The organism is Halovenus marina (assembly GCF_051414115.1).
GTDB lineage: Archaea > Halobacteriota > Halobacteria > Halobacteriales > Haloarculaceae > Halovenus > Halovenus marina.
Window position 1 is genome coordinate 203441 of record NZ_JBLKNZ010000001.1, and the last position, 23978, is coordinate 227418.

Here is a 23978-nt window from a genome sequence, read left to right on the forward strand (position 1 = left end):
TTCTGAATGCAGGAACGTCCTGGAACGAACTGCGAGCAAACGGAATCGAGTTGCAAGAAGCGTCCTCGTCGACGTTTCCACCGAACGACCGCTACATATTCATCCGCGACGGCGAGGTTCTGAACCGCGACCAGATCGACTCGCTGGTCACGCACGCCCCGCCACTGTACGAGATCGACGTCCAGCCCGGGGAGACGTGGATCGTCCGGGGTAAGGATCGCAACGCGTACATTCCGGGATTTGACTCTACAGCAGCCGTCGCGAGCGAGGTCGACGACACTGGACCGGACGGGCAGTATGTTCCTGACGGGATCGAGCTGGCAACGGGATATGCCGTACTTCGTGAGAACAACGAAGATGGATTTCCGCTGATCTTCGAGCCCGACGATGTCAGTCACACGATTTACAAGAACGGCAACGAGGTGGTCTCTAACAGTCTCGAGGCTGGAGACTGGGACTTTGACCCCTTCGCTGATGAGGATTTCAAATACGACCTGGCAAAGTTTTCGGTCAAGCGGCAGGAGTTCGACCTCTACGGCGCGGGCGACAATACGCAATTCCTCAAGATACGCGACCAGGACGCCCGGTCGCACTACGTCGAGTGTTCGACCGTCGGTATCATCGAGGATCCGCTCCTGGCTCAGTACAACCTACCGAACTCTGTTCGAGTCACTGCTGATAGTGGTCGGTCATCGGCATATACGGTTCGCGTCGGGCCGCTTCACTTCTACAATCGCGCGTCAGTGGAGATCCGTCCCGGACGAAGGAAACGACGATTCGGGATGTTACCGTCAACTCGGCTATTGACTCTGGCTCGTTCCAGGTCATCGGGGTGTATCGGATCAAGGATGGATACAAAGAAGTTGCTGTAACGATCAACGCTCTCGACATCCAGGCTGGCAGCGGGGACTGTCGTGTTGAGGTCCGCGAGGTTCTTCCAGAGTTTCTGTCTGGACTACCAGCAGACTCCGAGTGGATCGCTCCAGGGAACCAGAATCCCGACGAGACAGCCATCGAAGGTGTTGAGCAAGGAGACTCAGCGAATGTCGGTGAATACGACAGCGGCACTGTGACTATCTCGACATTTTCACCAGAAGGAAAGACCATTCCTCGCGGCAGGCAGATTGATGTCGCGAACGCTGATGGTGGCCAGGGCAACACGCCTGGTGGCAAGGAAACAGAGCAGATGCAGGAAAAGGTGAGCGAGCTAAAATATATCGCTCTTATCGCCCAGGCTGGCGCGTCGATCAACCGCGTCACACCGGACTTCAGACAGAGGTTCTAACTCATGAGTAGCAACACACAGAACGGCGAGAGCCCAAAGACAGCTGGGGAGGTTGCGCTCCGAGCAAACGCTGTTATTGACGGTCTTCGGTACTCGCTCGCGAACGAGCTCGGCGACTCCGGGCACGACGCTCGTGACTGGTACGAAACCTTCGGCTGGCCGAATCGCGGCAACAACGCTGACTGGGACGCTGACAACTACTACGCGCTGTACCTTCGGAACGCGTACGCGTACGCTGTCGTCGCCCAGAAGCCGAAGACAACGTGGAAACACGCCCCTGAAATCCGCGATCGAGCCGACCAAGAGGAGGATGCCCAGCGTGATCCGACCGACTTCGAGCGGGCTATCACGAAACTCGACCGCGAGCACGATCTCTGGCACTACGCCCATCGTGTGGATCGGATGGCTGGCGTCGGTCGCCATGGACTGTTGGTAATCGACTACGCGGACACGAACAGTCCCGAGGACTTCGAAGACGAGTTCACCGGTGTCGAGAACACCACCGGACTCGACATGATCAACGGTTACCGCGTCTACCCGGAGCCGATGATCGAGGATATCGAGTGGGGCAAGGCGGGGAGTGACCGCTGGGGAAAACCAGTCGAATATCAGATCGACCTCGGCGACGACGCCGACGCCGGGTCGCAGGACGAGGAGAACACGACCCTCACTATCCACCACTCCCGGGTCGTCGACGTCCCCGCACGAGTCCTGGACGACGACGAAACGCGCGCCCGGCCACGCCAGGAACCGGTACTCAACAACATCCTCGACATCGAGAAGGCTCTCGGATCGACGGCGGAACTCTCCTACCGCGCTGCGGACTACGGGCTGAACGTCAACCTCGACCCGGACAAGGTGGACACGTCTGGCGACGCGCTCGACATGATGGAGAGTGATCTCCAAGACTGGTACCATGGCCTTCAGCCCTTCTTGCGGACGACCGGCGCGGACGTCAACCGCCTCGGCGGCGAGGTAAAGGATCCCTCGGGGATCGTCGACAACAACGTCCGGGCGCTTTCGACGCAGACGGGCATTCCACAGCGCGTCCTTGAGGGCGCGTCACTGGGCGAGTTGGCCAGCGCCGAAAAAGACGAGGAGCAGTACCTCGGCATGATCGCCGAACGGCAGCGACAGTACGCCGAGCCGTACATCGCTCGGGCGATCATCGACCACCATCTGGAGGATGAGGTTCTCCCTGACTTCGAAGGCGACTGGTACGACATCATCTGGCCGGATCTGGCCGAGATGTCCGAGCAGGAAGAGGCTGAGGTCATGTCGACGCGCGCCGAGGTCATCACCAACCTGCAGACCGCAGTTCCAGCACTGCGAGGAGAGCGTGCTGAGGAGTTCGTCGAGACGGGCGAGTTTTCCGAGCGCGAGGACGGAGAAACTGCAGGAAACGTCGACGAGGATGATCCTCGTGTCCAGGAGGTGTTCGACGACATCGTCGGGAACGACACCCGCTACGAAGCTGGTGACTGGGTTGATACGCCCGATGGAAAAGGACTCATCGATGACGCCGTCCAGGACGGAACTGTCGATGGTATGGAGGCCAGCAGCGACTCCCCAGTCTACGCGGTGATCATGCTCGACGAGGCGACGGTCGACTTCTACCGCGCCAGCGATATCCAGGCAACGGAAGGGCCTGAGACTGACATCGGAGATCCGGGTGATGAGCTCGCGACAGCGAACAGTTCAGCAGGCGCCCTCGCCGCGTGGATGGACATCCTCGGTGCGGATATCACGGCCAACGACTGGTCGATGCCGCCGTCATGGCGCAAGAGCGAGACGCCGTCGCGTGTGATCCTGCTGGACGCATGGGCGTCGATGGGCGCTCAGTTCGATTGTGGCGGGGCCTGCTGCAAGGGTGAGATGGTGTCGTCCGGGATGAGTCCTGGTCGGGCTAACGAGTTCTGCGCGGCGATGAAAGACGAGGTACTCGGCACGGAGCAATGGCGCGGCGGCTGGGCAGAGTGACATCATGAGCACAATCCAGCACGACCAGGTCACGGCAAACCGCCGAGGCCGGGCGACGTCGACTGTCGTTGAGGAGCAGTTTCTCCGCGAGATGCACCGGCGCTGGAAACGCGTCCGCGGACTCGTTCGCCGAACAGTCGGCTACGAGAACGACGCATTCGGACTCTCGGCCAACGCTGAGGAACGGGAATCGTTTGACTTCCCGACAGATAGCGGCAAGATCGAGCAGTTCACAAGCTGGCTGACACAGGCGCTTCGTGATGAGGTGCTCGATCCGCTTGACCGGGGAGAGGTCGCTGACGGTCAGCACTGGACGGCAGCATACATTCGTGCGGCTGTCGTCCGCGGCGTCAACCAGTCGACGGGGCTCCTCTTCCAGCAGGGCGTCTCGCTCGAGAACATCCCGGATGACCAGATCCCGACGCGGCCGATCTTCGAGCAGACGTTGCGAGATCTCTACACTCGCACCTACGAGAACCTCGAAACGGTCACCGAAGAGGCAGCCCCGCAGGTTCGCGACACCGTCACGCGTGGGTTCGCACAGGGCTGGAACCCGCGAAAGATGGCTCGGGAGATCACTGCTGAGGTGCGCGACATTCAGCACATGCGGGCAGAGACACTCGCTCGTACGGAGACGATCAACGCACACACGGAATCGACGCTGCGGAACTACGAGCGTGCTGGTGTTGACGTCGTCTCCCACGGCGAGTGGCAGGCAACGCAGGATGACGACACCTGCGCGTTCTGTCGGCGACTGTCCGGGGCCGAGCTGACCATCGACGAGATGCGCTCCGGAACGGTCGAGTGGCGCGGCCAGATTTACCGGCTGGCCCCGCCATCGCACCCGAATGGCCGCTGCGTGATCCTCCCCAGTGTTGGTGGTGAGCCGCCGACGTCGCCACTCTCGGAGCGCGTGCCCGGAACGGTACTTTCAGGAGCCTGATACCATGCACTACACACTCATCGCGAACAGCGTCGACCCCGACCAGGTAGAGGAACGAACGATCGACGGCGATCGCTATCTGGTCGCGAAGGACGTCCCCTTCATCCGTCCGATGGAACTCGCTGGCGGGTACGTGCCCGAACAGTCGGTCGCGAACTCGACGCTGGCGTGGGACGAACAACCGCTGACGATCAACCATCCGAAGAACCTGCCTGACCGTCCGTGGTACGACCCGGACTACGACGGCTTTTACATCGCCGCCAACGCGAGCGACGAGGTTCGTCGACGAAAGGTCATCGGCCATGCGGAGAATCCGACCAGGAACGGCGACGGGTCAGTCTCGGCTGACCTCGCCCACAACGCCGATCGGCTGGAGGCGATAGCGAACGGCGAGGCCGTTTCTCGGGAGGATGCCGACGCGGCGTCAGCGCTCCTCGACGCACTCGAGGATGGCGAGTCGTTCGACGTCTCTTCGCAGTACTTCCCGCAGCCACTCCCGTCGGGGACGTACGACGGCGAGTACCGCGAGGAGGCCGAGGCGATCGCGAACGCAGACAGCATCGCGATCCTGCCGAACAAGGACGGCGTCTGCTCGCTCGAAGATGGCTGTGGGTTCCAGCCGCAGCAGGCGACGGCCAACGCCGAGATGGTTCGGGCACCGGTCGCGAACGCGAGTGATGACCCCACCGGAGCGAGCTCTTCCGGTCGCGACACGAGCGCGAACGCGGTCAACTACGCGCTGACCGATATCGGCCCCGACGATGTCGACGAGTGGACAGACGACGAGTGGGACGGCAGTGACGCGATCGCCAGTCTGCCGAACCCCAGCGAAGACAACGACGCCGGAGACCTCCTCGATGCGACCCACGCTGTCCATCCGACCGACGAGGAGTCCCGGGACGCGAAAATCAACTGGAAACTGCCGTTTCGGACAGCGCCCGACGCCCCGGTCAACACTCGAGCCCTGGTCGCGATCGACGCGGCACTCTCGGGTGGCCGTGGCGGCGTAGAGGGCCTCGGTCAGAACGTCGCCGACGACGTGTCTGAGTGGGTCAACGAGATGCTTGAGGAAGCGCCTGACGACCTCTTCGGGTCGACCGAGGATGGCGAGCCGACGTCGAACGCACTGTCGAAGATGCGGGACTGGTTTGCGTCGACGCTCGGGCTGACTGCATCGAACGAAACGATGGGGGCGGAATCCCCTGTGGATGGTTCTGGAGAGAAGGGTGGCTACGGTGTCATCCGACCCTCTGCCAGAGGCAGTTCTGACCCGGCAGACATGCCGGGATCGACTATGGAACGAGACAAACTCATCAACGAGATCACGGCGAACAGCAACATCAAGCGTGAGTCGCTGGAGGGCATGGGTGACCAGTGCCTTCAGTCGACACACGAGCATGTCGTCGCCAACGAGGAAGGCGACGGCGGAGAGGAAGAGGACGACGAAACAACCAGCGGTAGCGGGCAGACGCTCGCTGACATGACGATCGACGAACTGGCTGACGGCCTCGAACAGCAAGGGTTCGTCACCGAGGGCGACGTCAGCGAGGCGGTCGCGAACGCCCAGCAGCAGAGCGAGAAGGAAGAGCGCGTCGAGCGCATCATCGCCAACTCTGCGGAGTACGACTCCGAAGACAAGGAGACGCTGATGGAGACGCCGGAGGGTGTCCTCGAGGACATCGAAGCAGGACTGTCGAGCAACGGAACGCTGCCCGGATCGACCGGCGCGGCTGACCGTGCGACCGCGAACGCGAGTGGTGGCGACGACCTCGACGAGTACAGTGACGGTAGCATCGGAGGTGATCTCTGATGTCGAAGTCAATCACTGAGATCGCCGGGCGAACCTACGACGAAGCGCGCTACAAGGAGGGCGAAGCAGGTAGCGCTCTCACGCCAGGCGAAATCGTCGTTCAGACGGGCACGAACGCCAACGACGAACCGATCTACGATGCCGTCTCGACGGTCGACCAGCTGGGCCCGCAGGCACAGTTCGCGATGGTACCGTCGACGCCGCCGCAGGAAGACACGTCGGACACGGATCCGATCGACCAGACGATCTCCAGCGGGACGCTCGTCGAGGTGCGTGTGTTCACGGCTGGCGAGAGAGTGCAGAACGCGCTCCTCGCATCTGGTACCGACCTGGCGTCCGCGAGTGACGCCAACGTCTCGCCGGGCGATCGGCTCGGCACCAACGACGACGGGTCGCTGAAGATCACGACGACGGGCGGTGCGGCCGTCGCCGTCGCACGGGAAGCGAACGACAACAGCGGTGCGGCAGCGGGTGAACGAGCCCGCCTCACTGTGGAGGTGCTCTGACAATGGAGACCAACATCGGAACAGCAGACAATCTGGAACCGCCGACGCAGCTGCATCGACAGGCCCTGTTCGGGCCGACTGCGAACGCTCGCGAGAAGGCACGCAAGCAGATCCGTGCCAACTCAGTAAAAGGCCCGGACTTCTGGAACACGCTCGACGGCGCGTTCATCAAGGGGTATCTCAACCCTCGGCCTGACGACGGCACGAGCGTCCGGGCGAACGCACAGCTGTACGACTACGACGAGTGGGTCAACCGCTCGGACGAGATCATCGAAGAGGTCGAAGTCGAGCTGACGCTGCTCGACGACGCGATGGGGATCGACACCGTCGGCTCTGACCTGTCGTTCACCATCTACACCGAACAGGCCGAGAGCCAGATGCAGCAGGAAGCGTCCGTCTCTATGGATGGCCAGGCCAAGGGCGACGAGGACGATACTGCGACCGTTCCGGTCGGCATCGCCCAGCCGATCATCCACGTCGACTACTCGATCGGAGCCCGCGACCAGGCTCAGTCGGAGAACATGGGCTCGGACAAGGAAGCAAAACTCGCCGAGGAGGCCGGTCGTCTGATCCGCGAGAAGGAAGACGACATCATGGCCAACGGCTGGGGTCTCGAAGTCGAAGGGCCGAATGGGCAGACGTTCGGCGTCGACGGCTACCTCAACACCGACGCTCGAATCACGGGCTCGGCACCGGACACGTGGGGCGATGGTTCGACGTCGAACCTCGAAGCGCCGCAAGACACCATCGAGAAGATGGTGTCTGACCTGGAGACTGTCGGCGCGAACGACGAACGCAACCTGATGCCGCGCTCGCGAGGCGTGTACCTGTACTACAACCAGGCGCACAACAGCACGCTGGACAAATCCGACCCGCGCGGCGATGGCAACATGTCCATCCGACAGCGCATCCAGCAGGATCATCCGTACGTCACGCTCCGAGAAACGCCGTTCATCCCGGAGAGTGAGGTCGTCATGGTCGTGCGCGACAGCCGCGTCATGAGCGTGGTCAACGCGCAGGGCCCGACCAACCTCTCCTGGGAGCCCGGCCCGATGGCGACCCGGTACAAGGCACTCTCCAGCCGCGTGCCGTTCTTCCGAAGCACCTACGACGACATCCTCGGTGTCGTCGACTACGACGGGGTCGCGTAGGTGATCTGAGATGTCCTACCGCTGGACAGGCACACACGCCTACCGAGATCACGCCAACGATCGCGTCATCGAACCCGGCGACGAGATTCCAGACGGCGTTGCCGAGCGTATCGCTGCAGCGCACCCACACGACGTCGAGGAGATCGAAGACGAAGCGGATGGCGACGACGAGACCGAGGCAGAAGAAGACGTCGAGTCGGCAGACGTGGACATCGAGGTGCCCGAGAGTCTCGAAGACGATGTGTTCGGCGAAAGCGGAACACTCCCGTTCTCTCCCTCGGAGCACACCGTCGGTGAGGTCGAGGAGAAGCTCGCTGACATCGACGACCCTGCAGCGGTCTTCGCCATCGGGTCGACTGAAGCAAGCGCCGACGATCGTGTCGGTGTTCGTGAGGCGGTCGAGAACCGCCTTGGCGACCTCGCGGACGAGTAACACCGTTTTCACGCTCCATGACAGTTGAACACGACGACGTCGAGCAGGTGCTCGGGTCGACAGAGATCGCCGACCTGTCGCCGTTCATCGAGGCGGCCGGTCGGATGTACGACAACCTAACCAGCGGCAATACCGTCGACGCTGACGTTCGCGACGACGTGGTCACGCAGCTGACCGCACACCTCGTCGCGACAGGCCCGGAGCGTCAAGTCTCATCCGCCGGTGAAGGCGGCGGCAACGTGTCCTTCGAGGGCGAGACTGGCGAGGGTCTCTCGGGCTCGACGTACGGTCAGATGGCCGTCACGCTCGACCCGACGGGCAAACTCGCGACGAGTGACAAGCCTGCGCCCTCGGTCAACGTTCCAGACGCGAAGGGGATCAACGACTGATGAGCGACTTCGGCTTCGACATCAGCGGCGTCCGCGCCCAGCTGGAGGCGCTCAAAGAGGAGCGTCGCGACTGGATGGATTCAAAGACGATGCAGGTCGGGACTGCCGTTGAGTACTCGATTTATCTCGAGTTTGGGACGAGCAAGATGGATGCGAAGCCGTTTTTCAGGCCCGCACTTGTCGAAGCTCAGCGTGACCTGGAGTCGTTTGTCGCCGACAACACCGGGAAATCACTCCGGACGATCGACTCGGCTGACGAACTCGTCGAGACGATCGCGTTCGCTCTCGAACGCCGTGTGAAGGAGATCATCACGGAGAAGGGATTGATCGATACGGGCGCGCTACGTGCATCTGTGCAGGCTGTCGATTCGACGGCTGAACTCAAGACACGTGGTGACGTGGCGTCCCGGGCAGATGTCGACCTGGATCCGGCTGACTTCGAGGAGGAAGCCACAGCATGACTCGGGATCGGCTCCAGAACGCGCTTCGGCGTGTTCACTCCACCGAACTCCACAACACCACTATCGAAGTGTTCGAGCCCGCGGTGTCGTACTCGCAGGGCGATGGCTTCGACGTCTCGTATCCTGACTTCCCGGGCTCGCCTGACGCCACCTACGATGCACGTGTCGACTCGCCGAGCGCTGACGAAGACAGACAACGCTCGGGGACGACCGCCGAGATCGACGCTGAGGTACGTGTTCGCGATGACACCGGCCAGCAGTGGACTGGCTGGGGCGAGGAGAGTGATGCTCCGGCGCACATCCGTGACACGGCGACTGGCATCCGGTACGAGGTATCGACGCACGTCGACAAACACAACGGTCTGACTGTGCTGGAGGTCGTCGAAGTATGACGAAGACGCGACTGTCCGGGCCCGCCGAGCAGGTGTTCATCGACGATGCGCTCCTGCCTGACTGGGAGCCGAGTACTGCCGTCGGCTACGACGTCCAGGAGGGCGACCCACAGGCGGACGCGTTCATCCCGGTCGGGAACTCACTCGACGACGTCGGCGAGGCGTACCCATCGCTGACGATCCAGCGGACGAACGAGACCACGCCCGGGAGCACGAGCTACAACTTCCTCGCACCGGACGGCCCCGGGCAGGACCGACAGGGGCAACTCTTGGCGACCGCCCGGGCTGAGGAAGGTACAACGTACACGGGCGACTCGGCGACACACGACGCCGTCGACGCGGACACGCTCGTGAACACGCTGATCGACGAGGTCGAAGACGTCTGCCTCGCGAACGCCGAGGCGCATCAGACGGAGATCTCACCGCTGGGGGGTTACCGCGGCGCGGACGCTCCGGACGACTTCGAGGCGACACCGACCGTGCGGATCGAGCAGTGTATCGTCGTCTACAGCTGGCAGCGGATTCCGTAGCACACCGGCCAGCCGGGGCCGCAACCCGGCGCACGAATCATGTACATGAACGTACTCAACGACGACCTCGAGGCGATCTTCTATCCCCAATACGGGATGACGGAGAAGCGCGAGGTCACGACAAACGGAAAAGTCCGGGTCTCGGAGGAGGCTGGCGAGCAGCTGCTCGAACACCCCTCCGGAGACTTCGAACCAACAGACACGGAGGGCGATAGCGAATGAGTCCCGCAAGTGACGACAGCACGCCTGAGACTGGGCTGCTGCCCGGTCGTCTCGAATGGGCAGTCGAACCGTCCCGTGGCGTCTTCCCGACAGATCCTGACTGGCAGTACTTCAGCGACGCAGTCCGCGACGCTGAATTCGAACCGGGCGCGAGCCTCGGCCGGCAGGATGCGCTCGGGACGCCGGATGCACTCGATCACAACCGGGGCACAGAAGAGCCGTCGGCGAGCATCGAGTACGACCTTCAACGCTTCCCGGTCACCGTTAACTTCGAGAGCCCGGAGATCGTCGACTCGGCCTCTGCGGTCGGTATCGCATCGTCTGATGCGGGCGATACGGACATCCCAGTCACGATCTACGCGCACGACGGCACGTCAGAGACGATCACGACTGACGGCAGTGACGGGACGACGTTTATCTCGGGATCAACGACGTTCGCGACCATCCAGCGCGTCGAGGTCGGCAGTAGCCTGTCCGGCACGATCACCGTCTCGATCGACAACAGCGGCAGCGCTGGGACGGCGCTCGGAACGACTGACTCGCAGGGCACGACTGAAGCTGTCGTCCCGAACGATCCGTCGGGCTACGGTCTCGTCCGGGATCAGCACAATCGACTCCCGGGGTCGCTGTGCATCGTCTATCGCCGGAAGTATCCCGGCGGCAACGACGATGCTGGCGTCCGCGAGTACACGGTCGTGCGTGGTGCCGTCCCGGATACGAACGAACCTGATCTGGACCCCAGTAGCGAGCAACCGATCTTGTGGAGTATGGAGACACAGCCGGTCAAAGTCCGGTCGTATCTCATCCATCAGCTCTCGTCTGCGGAGACGCTCTCCGTCTCCAGCACAGAGTCCAGCGCGGATTCAGGCCTGACGGTCACCGTCGAAGCTGACGACGGCACCAGTGAAGACATCTCGATGGGCGGCACCGGATCGACGTCGTTCCAGAACATCGACGCCGTCTTCATCGACGATAACCCTGAGGGTGAGATCACCATCGAGGGATCGAGTTCATCGACAGTCGTGTGCGAGATCGAGGGCGGCCTGACCTACAGCGACGACAGTCAGGCCGTTGACGGTGACCGCGGCGTTCCTGCAACTGGGACGGGCTCGCACGCCAGCGAGATCGGGACATCCTTCGAGCACTTCGTCGGCGACCGGTTCGAGCGGCCGTCCGGTAGTGCGGTCCGGCCACGCGTCAACAGCGCTGGCTGGTCAGTTGAGAACAATACCGAGACGAGTTCGCTCCACTCCACGCGACTCCCGGCAGTGGACGAAGGCAACCGGGCTGTGTCTGTCGACGCTGACATCGGCGGAGAATACGTCTCGCACAACTCGATGCTGGAGTCACTGCAGAAAGAACAGCACAACCTCGAACACGAGCTCTCCGGCGGGCTGGTCGTCTTTCCGAACGCAGTCCCGACGGACTCCGCGACGCGGTCGGTCTCGGCTGACCAGGCCGTCGCGAGCATGTCCGAGACGTTCGAACCGAGCGGCCAGCCGATGATCCAGTTCTCACAGGCCTAACTCATGAGTGACAACGATCAGCCACGGTCGATCACAGACCTGGCACATCAGCGAAACGGCGACGGCGAACTACTCCCCGTCACGGAAACGACGGAGGTCCATGGAGAGACTGTCGAACTGAAGGTCATCCCGCCGACGACAGGACAGCAAAACGAGTGGCGGGAACGACTCGCAGATGACGATGGTGCCGAACTCGCTGAGGATCTCGTCCTCGATCTGCTCGAGGAGTTCGCTGGCTACGAACCGTCGGACTTCCAGGGCGCAGAGTCGTACGAGGATCTCCGTCCAGCCATCACTGACGCTTACACTGGGGTCATCCTGGCGAAGATCTTCGACGCTGAAGACACTGACGAGTTCGTCGATAAACTCAACGAAGCAGCGAAGGATGTCGCTCAGGGAAACGGAGAGGAGGGCACGGAGACGGCACAACCCTCAGCAGAGACCGTGGAGACGGCAGCGGACACGGCGGCACAGGCGGAGTAGACAAGACGGACTTGATCGCCGAGATGGACGCGTTCCTTCACGCTGACTGCGGCCTCGACAATATGACTCGGGCACAGTACACGCAACAGGAACTCGCCCGTCTCCAGTTGGGCTATCTCCGCCGTGAGTACCCCGAGCAACTCGCGGGTGGTGATGGCGGCAGCGCTGACAAGCAACGCCGGAAGATCCGTCGTGGACAGGAGCAGAGCCGCCAGGAGATGCTCGACGATCTCGGCTTCGAATAGCCAACTCGACACTTTTCAATAATGGTAGGAAACCCGATGCATGCCGAGGTATCGGCAGACGCTGGAGACTACGTCAGCAGCCTCCAGCTCGCGATCAACCGGACTGACGAACTGGATGACCAGTCTCGTGGTGCGGCTCGCAGCGTTGAACGGCTTGGCGACAAGTCAACGACGACCGCGACGTCTGTCGGTGCACTCGGTGCAACGATCTCCACGACGTCTGCGACCACATCCGGCCTCGCCTTGGCGACTTCGGCGTCGCTCATCCCGGCGCTGGCGACGCTGTCGGCGACGGCCGTCCCACTGACGGCCACGATGGGTGGACTCGCGACCGCTGCTGGCGGGGTCGCTACTGGTTTAGCCGCTGTGATCGGGACGGGGATGGTCGCTTACGGCGAGGAGGTTGCCGACAGTACTGAAGGTGTGGAGACCGCGATGGGGGGCCTATCTCATGAACTTGAGCCCGCGCGCGCTCAGCTCCACGAGACGGCGATGACACTTGGCTCGGAATTCACGCCGCTTATCGGCGATGCAATTGATGCGCTGCCAGCATTCATCCGTCGGATCGAGCGAGCGATCGGTCCACTCAGCCCGTTCGCTGCAGCACTCCGCGATGCCGGACAGGCGGCTTTCGACGTTATCCCGAGGATAGTCGCTCAGATGATGGATATGGGGCGCGACGCGCTCCCAGCCGTCCGTCGCTTCGGGAGCTATCTCGCTGATAATGCTGTGCCGATCATGGAAGAGATGGCCGACACAACTGACAGAATAGTTGAACTGGTCCCGGATTTGGCTGGTGCGGCGACAACGGCTATCCCGAAGATCAACCAGTTCGGGCTAACAGTTCTCGAGGACGTCGTCCCTGCGCTGGAAGTGGCTGGATCGAAGGTCGCTGACGTGGCTGGAAAGTTCAACAACCTCTCCAGTGCCCAGCAATCAACCGCAGCGAAAGCGTCGCTGGTTGCACCTGTACTTGGGTCTGTAGCGACACGACTCACAGGAATCAACCCGATACTCGGACTGGTGACAGCTGCAGTGGGTAGCCTTGGGTTTGCTTGGACCGAGAATATCGGCAACATCCGCACGAAAACGAATAGGTTGGTCCAGGATATGACGAAATACGAGTCGGTCCGTGACGCCTTGACGTCGACAGCTGACACAGCCCAGTCGGCGCTCGGCGATGCGTCGACCGCGTTGACGACATTCGTCAACGAAAACGAGACGACCCAGGCAAGCATCGGCGACCTACAGGAATCTCTGAGCAGCGCGAGCGACGGTATCTTGCAACTATCTCGTGGCAAATGGAGTAGCGGGTTTGATTCACTCACCTCAGCGGCCGATAGTGCCTTCGAGAGTATCGAGACAACGCTGGTTGGCTCTGGTGGCAGTGGCGGACTCACCGCTGTGGCTGATACCGCTGTGTCGGATGCGCAGAACTGGCTCCAGTCTGAGGGAACGACGGCAGTCGAGGAAGCCTTTGGTGCCGTCGTAAGCGCGTCAGTTGATAGCGTCGATACTCTCTCAAACATCCTCGTCGGGCCGAATGGATCTTCGGGAGTCCTGAGCGAAACGGTCGATCAAGCGGATGTCTTCCTCAGTACCACCGCGCCAAAACTCCTCGGTGCTGCCGCGGAAGGCGTCGGGAATGCAATCCGCGGAGCTCTCGTCGACTTCACGAATCCCCTGCGTGGGAAAAACAGCGAGATTTGGGACATGCTGGCTGATGCAGCGACGTGGCTCGTCAGCAACTCCCCGCAGCTTTTCCGCGCAGTCGGTGCGTCGATCGTCAATTCGATTATCGAGGGGGTAAAAGGACTCTTCGCCGGACTCGTTGGCAACTCTGTATTGAAAGACGAGATCTCTGATGCAGGAGACTGGCTCGTCAACAATATGGGAAGTGTTTTGGGCGACGTCGGAGGCGCGATCGTTGACGAAGTCATTGACTCAATCACTGGTATCGCAACAGGCATCAAGAATAAGATCCGCAGCGGGATCAATACCGCAATTCGATCAGTTAATAACTTCTTGCCTAACTCTATCGGCGTCCCACAGATCGGACCGTATGGAGGCAACATAATCGACACAGGGCCAGCTGGCAAAGTCCCTGGGGTACCCAACGAGGTCAGATTCCCACAGATCGGTCCCTATGGTGGTGGTTCGGTCAACATCCCTGGGGTACCGATCGACACGCTGGAAGGTGCTGAGACGGGTGGCTACATCGACACGGGCGGGTTGCTAAACGTCCACGCTGGCGAGCGCGTCGTCCCTGCGGCGCAAGTCGACGACCGCGGCCCAGCGCCGATCGAAGGAACTACGATCCACATCGAGCGCATCGAAGCGTCCAGCCGCGCCGAGGGGCGGGCCGCAGCCCGTGGCCTCCGGGATGAACTCGACGCCTACGACATATGACGCGCACTGTCACTGACGTCGAGCTGCGGGCATACAAGCCCCAGGAGAACACGGCGTTCGCGACGATATCTAACACTGGCATCCAGTCAGTCGATATCAGCGAACGCGCGCAGGGCGAGATTGACCAGGGGTCAATCACGATCGACAATACTGACGGTACCTACGACGACCTCGGGTTGACTACCGGCGATCGATTGGAGTTCGACGTCGCACTCGCTGGCGGTGGCGGCCTGTCTCGGCGCTGGACGGCTATCGCCAAACCGCCGACCTACACGCTGGAGGGTGCGCGCCGCCGACAAATCGAGATTCCGGCGCGGGATTTTGTCTTCGCGACGCTCTCGTGGCGACAGGCCTACAACGATTTCGAGGATCGGCAGATCGCGGGCTCCGACACCGCGATCCTCGACCGCCTACTCGTGACTGACGCTCCAGAAATCGATCGGTCGCAGATCGCGACGGTCGCTCAGACCACCGATCTGTTTCTTAATGGCCGCGACCTCCGATCAGTCATCGTCGAGGACCTCGCGCCGATCGCCGACGCGGTCGTCGCGCAGGACGGCACCAGTCTCGTCTTCGAGCCGCTGTCGGAGATCAGCGTTAAGCACCCACTCACGCCCGGTGACTTCCGCAACGAGATCTCGATCAGCGGGTCGGATGACGACCTCATCACACTCGTCCGCGTCGACGGTGGCACGGACTACGCGGTTGACGACGAGCAAACCACACAGTCGACGACGACGCGTGTCACCGAGACAGACCGACTCACGACTCGGATCAACACCCGCAAATCCGAGGTAGACCGTGTCGAGGTCTACACGCAGCGCGATTCGGGATCATCGGACAAACTGGTCGTCCGACTGCAGGCTGACGACGGTGGCGCGCCCATCGCGATTAATGATCGCACCAGCGACATCGCAACCAAAGAACTCGCGTCAGACTTTCTCGACAGTGACGGGCTGACGACGTTCATCTTGCCCGATCACACGCTCCCGCCGGACGAGAATCCCTGGTTGATCGTCGAGGCCACTGGCTCGACCGGCCACGACGTTGGCACCGACGGATCGGGCAACATGACCTACACGGCCAGCTACCCGTACCCGCTCCTGACGCGAGCGCGCGATTCCGGCGCAGCGGATGAGTACCGTCGGCGGGACGAGCGGATCACCGACGACTCGCTGGGGACGTTCCAGGCTGTCCAGGATAAAGCGACCTCGCGACTCCGCCATGCGACGAGGCCAGCCTGGCAGATCAGCGGGGAAGCCGAGAGCCTGCGGGCGCACCGACTCACACCTGGCGATGTCGTTGACACGACGGCGACCGACTGGCAGGGCGCGCCGGTCGACGGCGCGTATATCGTCACCGAGCGGGCGACGAGCTATGACGCGGCACGACTGACGACCGATTTGACACTTCAGGAGGCAAGTAGCCTATGACTGATGACCCGCTGCGTGATGCGGTTAAGCGTCTCCGTTCGATCAAAGAGGACGTCGAGCGACTCAAGTCTGGCCGCCGTTCTGAGGGCATCTTGCGGATCATCCGGCAGGTTGACGAGCAACTTGGATTCTCCGACGCGATCGACGCCCGGCTGCAGGACCGACTCGTTGAGGCGCAACTCGGGTTTGGTGACGATGTCACGGCTCGGCTGCAGGACGTCATCGTCGACGAGCAGCTGGGGCTTCGGGACGCCGTCGCCGCGCGCCTCCAGGACCGGCTCGTCGACGAGCAGGTCGGGTTCGATGACACGGTCACGACGACCGTCGAGACTGGCGGCGAGTTCGTCGCTGACGAGTCCGTCGCCGACGGTGACGACCGCGTCGGGTAGCCATCAGCATATCAGTACACCATGATACAGACAGTCATCGGCTGGCTCCAGCGCCAGCTCAGACCGTGGTATCGCCATATCATCAGCGAGGTCGGCTGGACAGCGAACGTCTACGTCCGCGTCCACGACCTCGACGAACTCCGCGCTCGATATCCCGAGTGGGACGATCTCGACCGCGAGGAGAAACTCGAACGGACTCGTGGCGTCCCGCCCCGCGAGACTGACCACGTCTCGAACGTGACCTGTGTCGGGCTCCACGAGTACGCCATCGACGACCTCCACCCCGATCAGACGGTCGACATCGACGCGTCGCATCTGGCGGTCGGGAGCGACGACGGGACACAGCCGTCGACCGGCGACACGAGCCTCAACAACCAGGTCGGCGTCGTGAGTATCACCGATTCCATCGACGTCGCGTCGACGCTCAAGTCCTCCGTGTTCATCGACTCGTCGCAGTTGAACGGGAACACGCTCGCGGAGGTCGGGCTGACAACGGCCAGCAGCGGCGGGACGCTGCTGAACCACGCGCTCATCAGCCCCATCCAGAAGGATGCCGACTCGACAGTCACGATCGACGTCGACCTGACCGCGGAGGACGCGTAATACGATGACTGACAAAGTCCATGTTTCGTTCGGCCGGAAGTACCGGAGCCGGGAGATGAGCGTCGCTCGTCGGTACGGCTCAGGAGACTGGGTGCAGCCCAGCGCTGAACGTCTCGTCGCAGACTCTGAAGGGGAATTGGCGACCGGCGCGCTGAACGCTTTCGACGAGTCTCACTCCGCGTCGTCGCTCGACGTGACGATCGACACTGGCGAGGCACTGGTCCGAGGGGCGTACCTCGCCCGAGACACGACGACGACCGTGACGCTGCCAGCGTCGGCGACGACGACGCTCTACGTCGGCTGGCAGGACGGTGTCAGAGACACCGTCATCATCGGCCCCGCCAGCGACTTCGGATCGAACGATCCGAAAACGGAGATTTGGACCATCGATACGGACGGCTCGGGAGTAACCGGCACGTCGGATCTCCGGGCACTCGGACCGACCGTCCAGGCTGATAGCGGCGACTTCGGAGCGGTCAGTGCAGCCGATGAACTGACTCTCCCCGTCTACCCGACGCTTGGGGACGTGTCGACGACGCTGCCCGAGGGGACCCAGGTGTACGTGCAAGACGAGGACCGTATTTACGTGGAGGACGGAACATGACACTCGTACCAGTTGGACAAGACTTTCAGTTCGTAGGGAGTAGTACACCCAGCGGCGGTCAATCGGGAGACTGGTGGCTCGATACGACGAATAGTCCGCCCGTGGCGAAGGCCTATGACGGCAGTTCGTGGGTCAAAGTTCAGACTGTCCAGCGTGTTGAAGACAATCTCGACGATAAGGTGTCGAACGCAGGGAGTAGTCAGTCTGAACTCGCGGACGGCGCGGACGAGAGTGACGGGCGGTGGATGTGGGGGTATCGTGGCCCGGTGAAAGAAGCTGAAGAGACGGTACTTACTGTCTCCGGGAGTGGAGCAGTCCCGACTTTCAACAGATACCAAGCAGAGGCGCGCTCTACGGCCGTTGGAGACACGGGGCTGATTACGTCTGGTGGTTCTGGCAAGGACAGCGATTGGGCACAAAAACGGTCTGTCGGGGCGCTCCTCATCAAGGCCACGCTGGGGATCGATAGATCAATTAGTGATTTTTCTGATCAGGTTTTCGTGGGTATGTTCGAAGAATCTCTCTCGGACGATGTGACTGCCACTAATGTAGCCCTCTTTGCTCCTGCCCAGGGCGACCAGACAGCCGGAAACGTGAGGGTTGACAGTAACGGCACAGATGCTGATGGGGCGGTCAATTACCCTACGATGGACAACCAGCTACACAGCTATACCGTGCTCATAGATATTGATGGGATCTATTTGTCGGCCGGGCACACCGGATTCTATATTGATAGCGACCCCCGGAAAGGAGATTCCCCAGATGCTGACTTAGCAGCCATTCCCGACTTTGAGTCGCAGCGAGTGTTCGGGTGGGCATACAAAAGTGCTGACCCAGCTCACAGGGCCTTTTGTGACTATTTGGAAGTGGGGTGGCGGCCATGATCTGTCTCGAATTCAGGGCCGACGTGTCCGGGGCGGCCGTCGATGGCCAACTGCTCCCGTCAGACGGAGGAGTTGGATTTTCGGTTTCGGCATCTACCTCGGAAATTAATCGCAGGGATCTGATGATAGTCTCGTCTGCAGGCCGGACGGAGGTTCGGATCGACAGTCTTGACATGTCCGATCTCTCCGACAGCACCGAGCAGGCGATCATCGACGCCGTTCCCGCGACCCACATCCAGACGCGCGAAGTCGACCAGTAAGCGGGCCCAACTGACCATATCCAAACGCGGGATGTTTCTACGACCAGTCCTGACCGCGACTGACCGCTTTGGTGCTTGAGAACCAGTCCGTTCTGACACGTTCCGGGCAGCCGCAGCTGTCGGCTGTCCCGGGCTGACCATGACCCTCGCAGAGACCATCCTCAACGACCCCCGACTCGTATCGATTCTCGGCGCCGTGCTGCTGGCCCTCGTGCTCGCGCTGCGGGACGTCGGCCCACGGCGTGCGATTGCACTCGACCGACTTCGACGTGCGCTGTGGCGACTGCTCGACCCGGTCGTCCGGCGGCCACCCATCGGTCGGCGACTTCTGACTGACGTCTCCGAGCGTCGCGACGAGTACATCGCGACCGTCGACGTCGGGCTCTTGGCACTCCTGCGAGCGCTGTGGGATGCCGGACTGCGCTGGAACCCGCTCTCGACGGTTAAGTTCCGGACGCACCCTGACGGCCGACGGCAGTACGGACTCTCGGTTGTGTATCGCGACAGCGCTGGGGCTGGCTGGCAGCAGGACGTCCACATCTTCCCCGCGGCCGACGGTGACGGGTACGATGTCTTGGGCCACTACGAGCCCAGCGTGACCGACCCCGACGCACACGTCGGCGGTGACCAACAGGTGTCGGGCGACCCCCACGAGATCGTCGCCGACGCGCTCCAGTCGGCTGGCATCGACATTTTTGAGGACTGACTACCGTGGGATCCGTCACCTGATAGTGGGTCAAATACTCATTTCGATAGCCGTCTGAGCACTGAACTATCCTTTCATTTTATACTTTTTGATAACAAATGGGCAATTGGCGGCCTCCCAAATAGGTTGGGGCCTTGGGAGCGTCTGAGGCCATCGCTCCCGTAGGTTCTCTTCCTAGTTACCGCTCTTCCTCAATTTGGTTCCCCACAACAACCAGCGGCAGCGCTGTCACACGCTCCCACCGAGGATGACGTCACACGTCTCACAGACGAGCAGCTGATAGCTCTCGGTCGGAGTGTCGATATGCTGGACGGTCGCTGGGTTTTCCGTGCCGCACTCTGGACATCGTGCCATACGATGGCTGTCGGGCGGGGGTAAGAAAAGGCTACCCGGGTGGCTTCCGGGTTTCCGGGAGCGCAGCCACAGGCATTATACTCGTCGGCGAAGTACCATCGAATGGAGCCGGTGCCATCCCCCTATCTGTTCAGTTTCAGACCCCCAACCGGCTCCCATTTCTACGAGCTAAACGAGGTCAAGTCCTTCCAGGACAGCGCTGACAACCACGAGTGTCAGCAGCGCCGAGCATGAGGGTCCTGGGTTGGTCACCACCTATGGTGGTTCTCGACGCGAGTGCCTTCAAAGCTGTCCGTCGCAGAGTGGAATGGAGTCAGATGTGATCTGACCAAACATTTTTGTGAAATCGGGGCCTGACAGAATCGCGCCATGGTAGAATGGCTACTCACTGGGTTTATCCAGTACATGACCTTCGCTGCAGTAGGCGGGATCACACTCGCCGCCCTCGTTCTTGGACTTCGAGGGCTGGCTAGTTGACCTGCTGCTCAGCGACTTCGATCCGACGCTGCAGAAAGTCCTCGTCGAGCGCGTACTGATGGCTCCGGCCGTCACTCTCCCGGCGCAGCACGCCAGCCTCGAACAGCGCCTTGCACGCTTGCCGGACGGTCGTCTCCGACGTCTCGGTCAAGGGTTCGATCTCTGCGACCGATAACGGCCCGCCGTCTGAACTCGCGAGTACCGCCAGCACGCGGTCGATGTGCTCCGGCGACCGGTCACAGCTGTCCTTCGCGACGTCGACGGCTGCCTGGACTGCGTCGTGCTGGACGAGATCGGATAGCTCACTCGCGCCGCCAGCGCTGCCTCCCTCCTCGCGGAGACGTTCGTTATCGGTCTCGAGTTCGTCGATGCGCTCGCGTGCGTCCTCGAGTTCCGTCCGGAGTTGTTCGTCGACGTCCTCCTGGTCTCCGACCGCCGCGAAGAGGTCGCGCGCTCGATCGTCGACGTCCCGAAGGGCATCGGGGGCGCTCGCGAACCACGCTTTGACCGCCTCGATCTCTTCCTCGATGGCCTCGGCCTGCTCGACGCGCTCCTCGACGCCCTGGAGGCGATCAACCTCACTCTGCAGTTCGTCGCGCTCGGCTTCGAGGTCGTCCAGTCTGTCTTCGAGCGCGTCGATCTTGTCGCGCTGCTCGGCGATGGTCTCGTTTTTCTCCTCGAGGAGCTCCCGGTCGACATCGGCGACGTCGTCCTCGCCCTGGAGGCCGTCGACGAGCGCTTCACCCAGCCGTTGGAGGTCGCGAGCGTCATCGAGTTCGTCCTCGAGTTCTGCGATGCGTTCCTCTTTCTCTTCGACAGTCGCTTCGAGTTCGGCGATCCGGCCCTGGCGGCGGTCGTGCTGCTGGGAGATCTCTTCGAGTTCGTCGACGAGGTCATCGCCGATACTCTTGAGCTCCGGGCGGTCGACGTCCTCGAGGCCGGGCGCCGCACCAGCGTCGAAGGTGTGCTTCCGACGGAACTGCACCGTCTCGACGTCGGCGGCGTCCCAGTCGGCCTGGACGAACGCCTGCCCATCGTCGAGGTCTTCGACGGCGTCAGCATAGGTGTCGCCGACGACGCGCTTGACGACGTCGGTGTCGTTGTCCCAGGTGAGGCGATGCCAGACGAGCAGGTCGGCCTGCGTGATGAACGATTTGTCGACGTCGGCAGGTCGCTGCGAGACGCCGACGATGCCGAGCCCGCGCTTGCGGCCACGTTTCGCGATGCGCTTGAGCATCTCGCCGGTGTCGCCGAGACTACCCTGCTGGGGGATGTACTCGTGGATCTCCTCGACGACCAGGAGGAACGGCTGCAGGGCATCCTGCTCGCGAACGAATAGCTCCCGCGCGACGTTGTGAACGAGTTCGTCGGCGGTGTCTTCGTCGACGTAGCCGGAGACGTCCAGGACGATCGGGACGAGCTGGTCGAGGGCGAGTTCGGCCAGCTTGCCAGCGTGCTCGGGGCCGACCTGCAGGTCGCATTCGTCGGTGGCGCCGACGTGCAGCACCTCGTACTCTTCTTTGAGGCCGTAGTACTCGCCGTCGATGTCGACCACGAGGAACGGATGCCCCTGTTCGAGGAGTTCCTCGGCGATGACGCTAGCGGTGTTTGACTTCCCGCTGCCGCTCTTCCCGGTGACGAACGCCCGGCCGGTGAGCAGATCCTCAACAGGGAGGCGGTACTCCTCGCTGGAATCGGTCTCGCCGACGGTGATCTGGACGTCCGCGTCGGTGGTCTTCGGGTCAGCCATCGCCATGATCGTCCTCGCGAGGGTCGTCGACGAGCTCGTAGAGGCCCGTGTCGTAGAGGTTGGTTGCGTGACTGTGCTCGACCAGCCGAGCCAGGCGCTGTTGTACGTACCCTCGACTGTAGTCGCCTACATCCTCGTCATCGAGACGTGCTCGAGCATATGCCGGTGTCACGCGGCCGTCCGACAGGTACGCCAGCAACTGCCGATCCATCTCGTTCAAGTCGCCAGGGTTGAGCATACCTGGGCTGTCGGTTGTCGTACTCACAAGTGTACCGATGTGTGCCAACGTTGTAAGTATTTTGTTGTAAGCGTACTACTACACATTACAACGTAAGTTTAATGTGCATGGCGACTAGAGTATGAGATAGGAAGCGCGGGACGCCGGTCAGAAATTGGCCGGGGCGTGTTGGAGCACGCCCGACCGCGCTCCGACCCGAATCATGAGTCGAAGCATTTCAAACTCCGCACGACGCGCTGAAAGAAGTACCGACCCACGATCGAACTACATCCCGCTCGGCGTCGACGAACGCGACGCCCATCACGTCTACGACACGACCACGGAGACAATCCATATCGTCCACCCGGACGGCTCGCGCGGCCGTCGGCTGCTCGACGACACGCAGTCCGTCGACGACTGGATGGACGCCGTCGACGACAGCTGGGGCTGGAGCCACTGCGAGTACGGCGTCGGACTCGTCGAGATGCTCACCGACGCGGTGCAGGAGGGTGCCTGAGATGGCGACCGCTGACGACGTCGACACGCCCGCGACGACCGTCCGCAGCGTCCGAGCGGCCTGCGAGCGCATGGCGACGGCGCAACTCGCAGACGGTTTGTTCCTCGTCGACAACGGCGACGGCGAGCAGTACGTCGTCGAGCCCGACCTCCCAGCCTGTACCTGCGGTGACTGGCAACATCGTTCCGATGAACTCGGCGCCGACGGGTGCAAGCACATCCGTCGGGTGCGAATGGTGCGCGGCGAGATCGATCTGACGCCGCTGCTCGAGGCCGACGCTCGCGTCGACGAACTCCTTCTTAAGAACTTGGAGGTGGCCGATGCCTGAGTACGAAACCCGCGTCCGCAGTATCGAACCAGAGTACAGTCCACTTATCGCGATGGAAGCCGGTCGCGATGTGGAAAACGGCCGTGAGGTGAAACTACAGCGTGTCGCAGTCGAAGTACAGGTGCGGTGGAGCGATGAGCGAGAGACTATTTCAGTCAGCTACGCGGTTAAACACGATGACGACCTCGTCAAGCAGCACTCGGTCGGGGCAGCCTTCGGCGAAACGGAGAGTCTGACCGTTGACCGGATGCTACACGCTATGGTCGCGAGTGAACGCGCGATGTATGGATGGCTCGCTGACATCGATCTCCTATACGACTTGGAGACGCTTGACGATCAGCTGGATGAGATGATCGCAGCATCGACAGACGTCGCTGTCCACTCCCACCTGGAGGTACAGGATGCTTGAAAACCCAGATAGAGGGGTGATCGCCTGATGGACGTTCGACCAGATCCACTTCCCGATCAGCCGATCATCGGTTTGGTGGCAGCTGAATCACGTCCAGAACTCGACATTCATCATGGTGAGACGCTTGGGTGGTGGTGTGAGATCTGCCATCAGAGCGATGAAACTCTCGAACAAATCGTCCACGAACCTGGGTGTGACCTGTCTGGCCGCCATGGGCGCTCGCGATACGGCAACAACCCCGAACCAATAAATATGCAAGAGTCAGGAGAGTATCGTAGCGAT

Annotated in this window: 30 protein-coding genes; 27 read left to right on the forward strand and 3 right to left on the reverse strand. The window is 61.8% G+C overall.

The window, feature by feature from the left end; translation table 11 throughout:
* Positions 1 to 50: 50 nt before the first annotated feature.
* The 24 genes from ACMGFL_RS01105 (at position 51) to ACMGFL_RS01220 (ending at position 19644) form a co-directional block, all read left to right on the forward strand.
* Positions 51 to 872, forward strand: a complete 822-nt coding sequence (locus tag ACMGFL_RS01105) for a hypothetical protein (RefSeq protein ID WP_436933683.1) — start codon at positions 51 to 53, stop codon at positions 870 to 872.
* Entirely contained in the window at positions 833 to 1285 is a 453-nt protein-coding gene (locus ACMGFL_RS01110) for a hypothetical protein (RefSeq protein WP_436933684.1), read from the forward strand. The genes ACMGFL_RS01105 and ACMGFL_RS01110 overlap by 40 nt, the downstream gene beginning before the upstream one ends.
* Before the next feature lie 3 nt (positions 1286 to 1288).
* Positions 1289 to 3265: an anti-CBASS protein Acb1 family protein gene (locus ACMGFL_RS01115; protein WP_436933685.1), complete on the forward strand. Its 1977-nt coding sequence runs from the start codon at positions 1289 to 1291 to the stop codon at positions 3263 to 3265.
* A gap of 4 nt (positions 3266 to 3269) precedes the next feature.
* Entirely contained in the window at positions 3270 to 4208 is a 939-nt protein-coding gene (locus ACMGFL_RS01120) for a phage minor head protein (protein WP_436933686.1), read from the forward strand.
* A gap of 4 nt (positions 4209 to 4212) precedes the next feature.
* Entirely contained in the window at positions 4213 to 6018 is a 1806-nt protein-coding gene (locus tag ACMGFL_RS01125; RefSeq protein ID WP_436933687.1) for a hypothetical protein, read from the forward strand.
* Positions 6018 to 6524, forward strand: coding sequence for a hypothetical protein (locus ACMGFL_RS01130; protein WP_436933688.1), 507 nt, complete (start codon positions 6018 to 6020; stop codon positions 6522 to 6524). The genes ACMGFL_RS01125 and ACMGFL_RS01130 overlap by 1 nt, the downstream gene beginning before the upstream one ends.
* Before the next feature lie 2 nt (positions 6525 to 6526).
* Positions 6527 to 7675 (forward strand): major capsid protein, encoded by a 1149-nt coding sequence (locus tag ACMGFL_RS01135; protein ID WP_436933689.1) that lies wholly within the window; start codon positions 6527 to 6529, stop codon positions 7673 to 7675.
* 10 nt (positions 7676 to 7685) lie between these two features.
* Complete coding sequence (locus tag ACMGFL_RS01140) at positions 7686 to 8108, forward strand: hypothetical protein (protein WP_436933690.1); 423 nt, start codon at positions 7686 to 7688, stop codon at positions 8106 to 8108.
* A gap of 17 nt (positions 8109 to 8125) precedes the next feature.
* On the forward strand, positions 8126 to 8497 hold the full coding sequence (locus tag ACMGFL_RS01145) for a hypothetical protein (protein WP_436933691.1): 372 nt from the start codon (positions 8126 to 8128) through the stop codon (positions 8495 to 8497).
* Complete coding sequence (locus tag ACMGFL_RS01150) at positions 8497 to 8958, forward strand: HK97-gp10 family putative phage morphogenesis protein (RefSeq protein WP_436933692.1); 462 nt, start codon at positions 8497 to 8499, stop codon at positions 8956 to 8958. Before ACMGFL_RS01145 ends, ACMGFL_RS01150 begins: the two co-directional genes overlap by 1 nt.
* On the forward strand, positions 8955 to 9350 hold the full coding sequence (locus ACMGFL_RS01155; RefSeq protein ID WP_436933693.1) for a hypothetical protein: 396 nt from the start codon (positions 8955 to 8957) through the stop codon (positions 9348 to 9350). Before ACMGFL_RS01150 ends, ACMGFL_RS01155 begins: the two co-directional genes overlap by 4 nt.
* A complete protein-coding gene (locus ACMGFL_RS01160; RefSeq protein WP_436933694.1) occupies positions 9347 to 9880 on the forward strand; it encodes a hypothetical protein in 534 nt (177 codons plus the stop codon). Before ACMGFL_RS01155 ends, ACMGFL_RS01160 begins: the two co-directional genes overlap by 4 nt.
* Before the next feature lie 45 nt (positions 9881 to 9925).
* The gene (locus ACMGFL_RS01165; protein WP_436933695.1) at positions 9926 to 10102 is read left to right on the forward strand and encodes a hypothetical protein; all 177 of its coding nucleotides are present in this window, start codon (positions 9926 to 9928) and stop codon (positions 10100 to 10102) included.
* Positions 10099 to 11628: a hypothetical protein gene (locus tag ACMGFL_RS01170; RefSeq protein WP_436933696.1), complete on the forward strand. Its 1530-nt coding sequence runs from the start codon at positions 10099 to 10101 to the stop codon at positions 11626 to 11628. The genes ACMGFL_RS01165 and ACMGFL_RS01170 overlap by 4 nt, the downstream gene beginning before the upstream one ends.
* Before the next feature lie 3 nt (positions 11629 to 11631).
* Positions 11632 to 12111: a hypothetical protein gene (locus ACMGFL_RS01175; protein WP_436933697.1), complete on the forward strand. Its 480-nt coding sequence runs from the start codon at positions 11632 to 11634 to the stop codon at positions 12109 to 12111.
* 23 nt (positions 12112 to 12134) lie between these two features.
* The gene (locus ACMGFL_RS01180) at positions 12135 to 12356 is read left to right on the forward strand and encodes a hypothetical protein (protein WP_436933698.1); all 222 of its coding nucleotides are present in this window, start codon (positions 12135 to 12137) and stop codon (positions 12354 to 12356) included.
* A gap of 315 nt (positions 12357 to 12671) precedes the next feature.
* Positions 12672 to 14765, forward strand: coding sequence for a hypothetical protein (locus tag ACMGFL_RS01185; protein ID WP_436933699.1), 2094 nt, complete (start codon positions 12672 to 12674; stop codon positions 14763 to 14765).
* Entirely contained in the window at positions 14762 to 16198 is a 1437-nt protein-coding gene (locus ACMGFL_RS01190) for a hypothetical protein (RefSeq protein WP_436933700.1), read from the forward strand. Before ACMGFL_RS01185 ends, ACMGFL_RS01190 begins: the two co-directional genes overlap by 4 nt.
* Complete coding sequence (locus ACMGFL_RS01195) at positions 16195 to 16587, forward strand: hypothetical protein (RefSeq protein ID WP_436933701.1); 393 nt, start codon at positions 16195 to 16197, stop codon at positions 16585 to 16587. Before ACMGFL_RS01190 ends, ACMGFL_RS01195 begins: the two co-directional genes overlap by 4 nt.
* A gap of 21 nt (positions 16588 to 16608) precedes the next feature.
* The gene (locus ACMGFL_RS01200; protein WP_436933702.1) at positions 16609 to 17190 is read left to right on the forward strand and encodes a hypothetical protein; all 582 of its coding nucleotides are present in this window, start codon (positions 16609 to 16611) and stop codon (positions 17188 to 17190) included.
* Between the two features lie 4 nt (positions 17191 to 17194).
* Positions 17195 to 17794 carry a hypothetical protein gene (locus tag ACMGFL_RS01205; protein ID WP_436933703.1) on the forward strand — a complete coding sequence of 200 codons (600 nt, stop codon included), beginning with the start codon at positions 17195 to 17197 and terminating at the stop codon, positions 17792 to 17794.
* Entirely contained in the window at positions 17791 to 18678 is an 888-nt protein-coding gene (locus tag ACMGFL_RS01210) for a hypothetical protein (protein WP_436933704.1), read from the forward strand. The genes ACMGFL_RS01205 and ACMGFL_RS01210 overlap by 4 nt, the downstream gene beginning before the upstream one ends.
* A complete protein-coding gene (locus ACMGFL_RS01215; protein WP_436933705.1) occupies positions 18675 to 18938 on the forward strand; it encodes a hypothetical protein in 264 nt (87 codons plus the stop codon). Before ACMGFL_RS01210 ends, ACMGFL_RS01215 begins: the two co-directional genes overlap by 4 nt.
* 139 nt (positions 18939 to 19077) lie before the next feature.
* A complete protein-coding gene (locus ACMGFL_RS01220; RefSeq protein ID WP_436933706.1) occupies positions 19078 to 19644 on the forward strand; it encodes a hypothetical protein in 567 nt (188 codons plus the stop codon).
* A gap of 228 nt (positions 19645 to 19872) precedes the next feature.
* On the opposite strand, the gene ACMGFL_RS01225 is transcribed toward ACMGFL_RS01220, so the two are convergent.
* From ACMGFL_RS01225 to ACMGFL_RS01235, 3 genes are all read right to left on the reverse strand, one after another.
* A complete protein-coding gene (locus ACMGFL_RS01225; protein ID WP_436933707.1) occupies positions 19873 to 19998 on the reverse strand; it encodes a hypothetical protein in 126 nt (41 codons plus the stop codon).
* A gap of 469 nt (positions 19999 to 20467) precedes the next feature.
* Positions 20468 to 22225, reverse strand: a complete 1758-nt coding sequence (locus tag ACMGFL_RS01230; protein ID WP_436933708.1) for a helicase HerA domain-containing protein — start codon at positions 22223 to 22225, stop codon at positions 20468 to 20470.
* On the reverse strand, positions 22218 to 22463 hold the full coding sequence (locus tag ACMGFL_RS01235; RefSeq protein WP_436933709.1) for a hypothetical protein: 246 nt from the start codon (positions 22461 to 22463) through the stop codon (positions 22218 to 22220). The genes ACMGFL_RS01230 and ACMGFL_RS01235 overlap by 8 nt, the downstream gene beginning before the upstream one ends.
* 202 nt (positions 22464 to 22665) lie before the next feature.
* Here ACMGFL_RS01235 and ACMGFL_RS01240 point away from each other — a divergent pair, with 202 nt between their 5' ends.
* From ACMGFL_RS01240 to ACMGFL_RS01250, 3 genes are read left to right on the forward strand one after another with little or no spacing between them, the layout of a single operon-like run.
* Entirely contained in the window at positions 22666 to 22959 is a 294-nt protein-coding gene (locus ACMGFL_RS01240) for a hypothetical protein (protein ID WP_436933710.1), read from the forward strand.
* Position 22960: 1 nt separating this feature from the next.
* Complete coding sequence (locus ACMGFL_RS01245; RefSeq protein WP_436933711.1) at positions 22961 to 23287, forward strand: hypothetical protein; 327 nt, start codon at positions 22961 to 22963, stop codon at positions 23285 to 23287.
* Positions 23280 to 23696 (forward strand): hypothetical protein, encoded by a 417-nt coding sequence (locus ACMGFL_RS01250; protein WP_436933712.1) that lies wholly within the window; start codon positions 23280 to 23282, stop codon positions 23694 to 23696. The genes ACMGFL_RS01245 and ACMGFL_RS01250 overlap by 8 nt, the downstream gene beginning before the upstream one ends.
* Positions 23697 to 23978 lie beyond the last annotated feature (282 nt).

Excerpts from the sequence above, each read along its gene's own strand:
- ACMGFL_RS01115 (WP_436933685.1), top strand. The coding sequence starts at position 1,289 with ATGAGTAGCAACACACAGAACGGCGAGAGCCCAAAGACAGCTGGGGAG.
- ACMGFL_RS01120 (WP_436933686.1), top strand. The coding sequence starts at position 3,270 with ATGAGCACAATCCAGCACGACCAGGTCACGGCAAACCGCCGAGGCCGG.
- ACMGFL_RS01125 (WP_436933687.1), top strand. The coding sequence starts at position 4,213 with ATGCACTACACACTCATCGCGAACAGCGTCGACCCCGACCAGGTAGAG.
- ACMGFL_RS01130 (WP_436933688.1), top strand. The coding sequence starts at position 6,018 with ATGTCGAAGTCAATCACTGAGATCGCCGGGCGAACCTACGACGAAGCG.
- ACMGFL_RS01135 (WP_436933689.1), top strand. The coding sequence starts at position 6,527 with ATGGAGACCAACATCGGAACAGCAGACAATCTGGAACCGCCGACGCAG.
- ACMGFL_RS01140 (WP_436933690.1), top strand. The coding sequence starts at position 7,686 with ATGTCCTACCGCTGGACAGGCACACACGCCTACCGAGATCACGCCAAC.
- ACMGFL_RS01145 (WP_436933691.1), top strand. The coding sequence starts at position 8,126 with ATGACAGTTGAACACGACGACGTCGAGCAGGTGCTCGGGTCGACAGAG.
- ACMGFL_RS01150 (WP_436933692.1), top strand. The coding sequence starts at position 8,497 with ATGAGCGACTTCGGCTTCGACATCAGCGGCGTCCGCGCCCAGCTGGAG.
- ACMGFL_RS01155 (WP_436933693.1), top strand. The coding sequence starts at position 8,955 with ATGACTCGGGATCGGCTCCAGAACGCGCTTCGGCGTGTTCACTCCACC.
- ACMGFL_RS01160 (WP_436933694.1), top strand. The coding sequence starts at position 9,347 with ATGACGAAGACGCGACTGTCCGGGCCCGCCGAGCAGGTGTTCATCGAC.
- ACMGFL_RS01165 (WP_436933695.1), top strand. The coding sequence starts at position 9,926 with ATGAACGTACTCAACGACGACCTCGAGGCGATCTTCTATCCCCAATAC.
- ACMGFL_RS01170 (WP_436933696.1), top strand. The coding sequence starts at position 10,099 with ATGAGTCCCGCAAGTGACGACAGCACGCCTGAGACTGGGCTGCTGCCC.
- ACMGFL_RS01175 (WP_436933697.1), top strand. The coding sequence starts at position 11,632 with ATGAGTGACAACGATCAGCCACGGTCGATCACAGACCTGGCACATCAG.
- ACMGFL_RS01180 (WP_436933698.1), top strand. The coding sequence starts at position 12,135 with ATGGACGCGTTCCTTCACGCTGACTGCGGCCTCGACAATATGACTCGG.
- ACMGFL_RS01185 (WP_436933699.1), top strand. The coding sequence starts at position 12,672 with ATGGGTGGACTCGCGACCGCTGCTGGCGGGGTCGCTACTGGTTTAGCC.
- ACMGFL_RS01190 (WP_436933700.1), top strand. The coding sequence starts at position 14,762 with ATGACGCGCACTGTCACTGACGTCGAGCTGCGGGCATACAAGCCCCAG.
- ACMGFL_RS01195 (WP_436933701.1), top strand. The coding sequence starts at position 16,195 with ATGACTGATGACCCGCTGCGTGATGCGGTTAAGCGTCTCCGTTCGATC.
- ACMGFL_RS01200 (WP_436933702.1), top strand. The coding sequence starts at position 16,609 with ATGATACAGACAGTCATCGGCTGGCTCCAGCGCCAGCTCAGACCGTGG.
- ACMGFL_RS01205 (WP_436933703.1), top strand. The coding sequence starts at position 17,195 with ATGACTGACAAAGTCCATGTTTCGTTCGGCCGGAAGTACCGGAGCCGG.
- ACMGFL_RS01210 (WP_436933704.1), top strand. The coding sequence starts at position 17,791 with ATGACACTCGTACCAGTTGGACAAGACTTTCAGTTCGTAGGGAGTAGT.
- ACMGFL_RS01215 (WP_436933705.1), top strand. The coding sequence starts at position 18,675 with ATGATCTGTCTCGAATTCAGGGCCGACGTGTCCGGGGCGGCCGTCGAT.
- ACMGFL_RS01220 (WP_436933706.1), top strand. The coding sequence starts at position 19,078 with ATGACCCTCGCAGAGACCATCCTCAACGACCCCCGACTCGTATCGATT.
- ACMGFL_RS01225 (WP_436933707.1), bottom strand. The coding sequence starts at position 19,998 with ATGGCACGATGTCCAGAGTGCGGCACGGAAAACCCAGCGACCGTCCAG.
- ACMGFL_RS01230 (WP_436933708.1), bottom strand. The coding sequence starts at position 22,225 with ATGGCTGACCCGAAGACCACCGACGCGGACGTCCAGATCACCGTCGGC.
- ACMGFL_RS01235 (WP_436933709.1), bottom strand. The coding sequence starts at position 22,463 with ATGCTCAACCCTGGCGACTTGAACGAGATGGATCGGCAGTTGCTGGCG.
- ACMGFL_RS01240 (WP_436933710.1), top strand. The coding sequence starts at position 22,666 with ATGAGTCGAAGCATTTCAAACTCCGCACGACGCGCTGAAAGAAGTACC.
- ACMGFL_RS01245 (WP_436933711.1), top strand. The coding sequence starts at position 22,961 with ATGGCGACCGCTGACGACGTCGACACGCCCGCGACGACCGTCCGCAGC.
- ACMGFL_RS01250 (WP_436933712.1), top strand. The coding sequence starts at position 23,280 with ATGCCTGAGTACGAAACCCGCGTCCGCAGTATCGAACCAGAGTACAGT.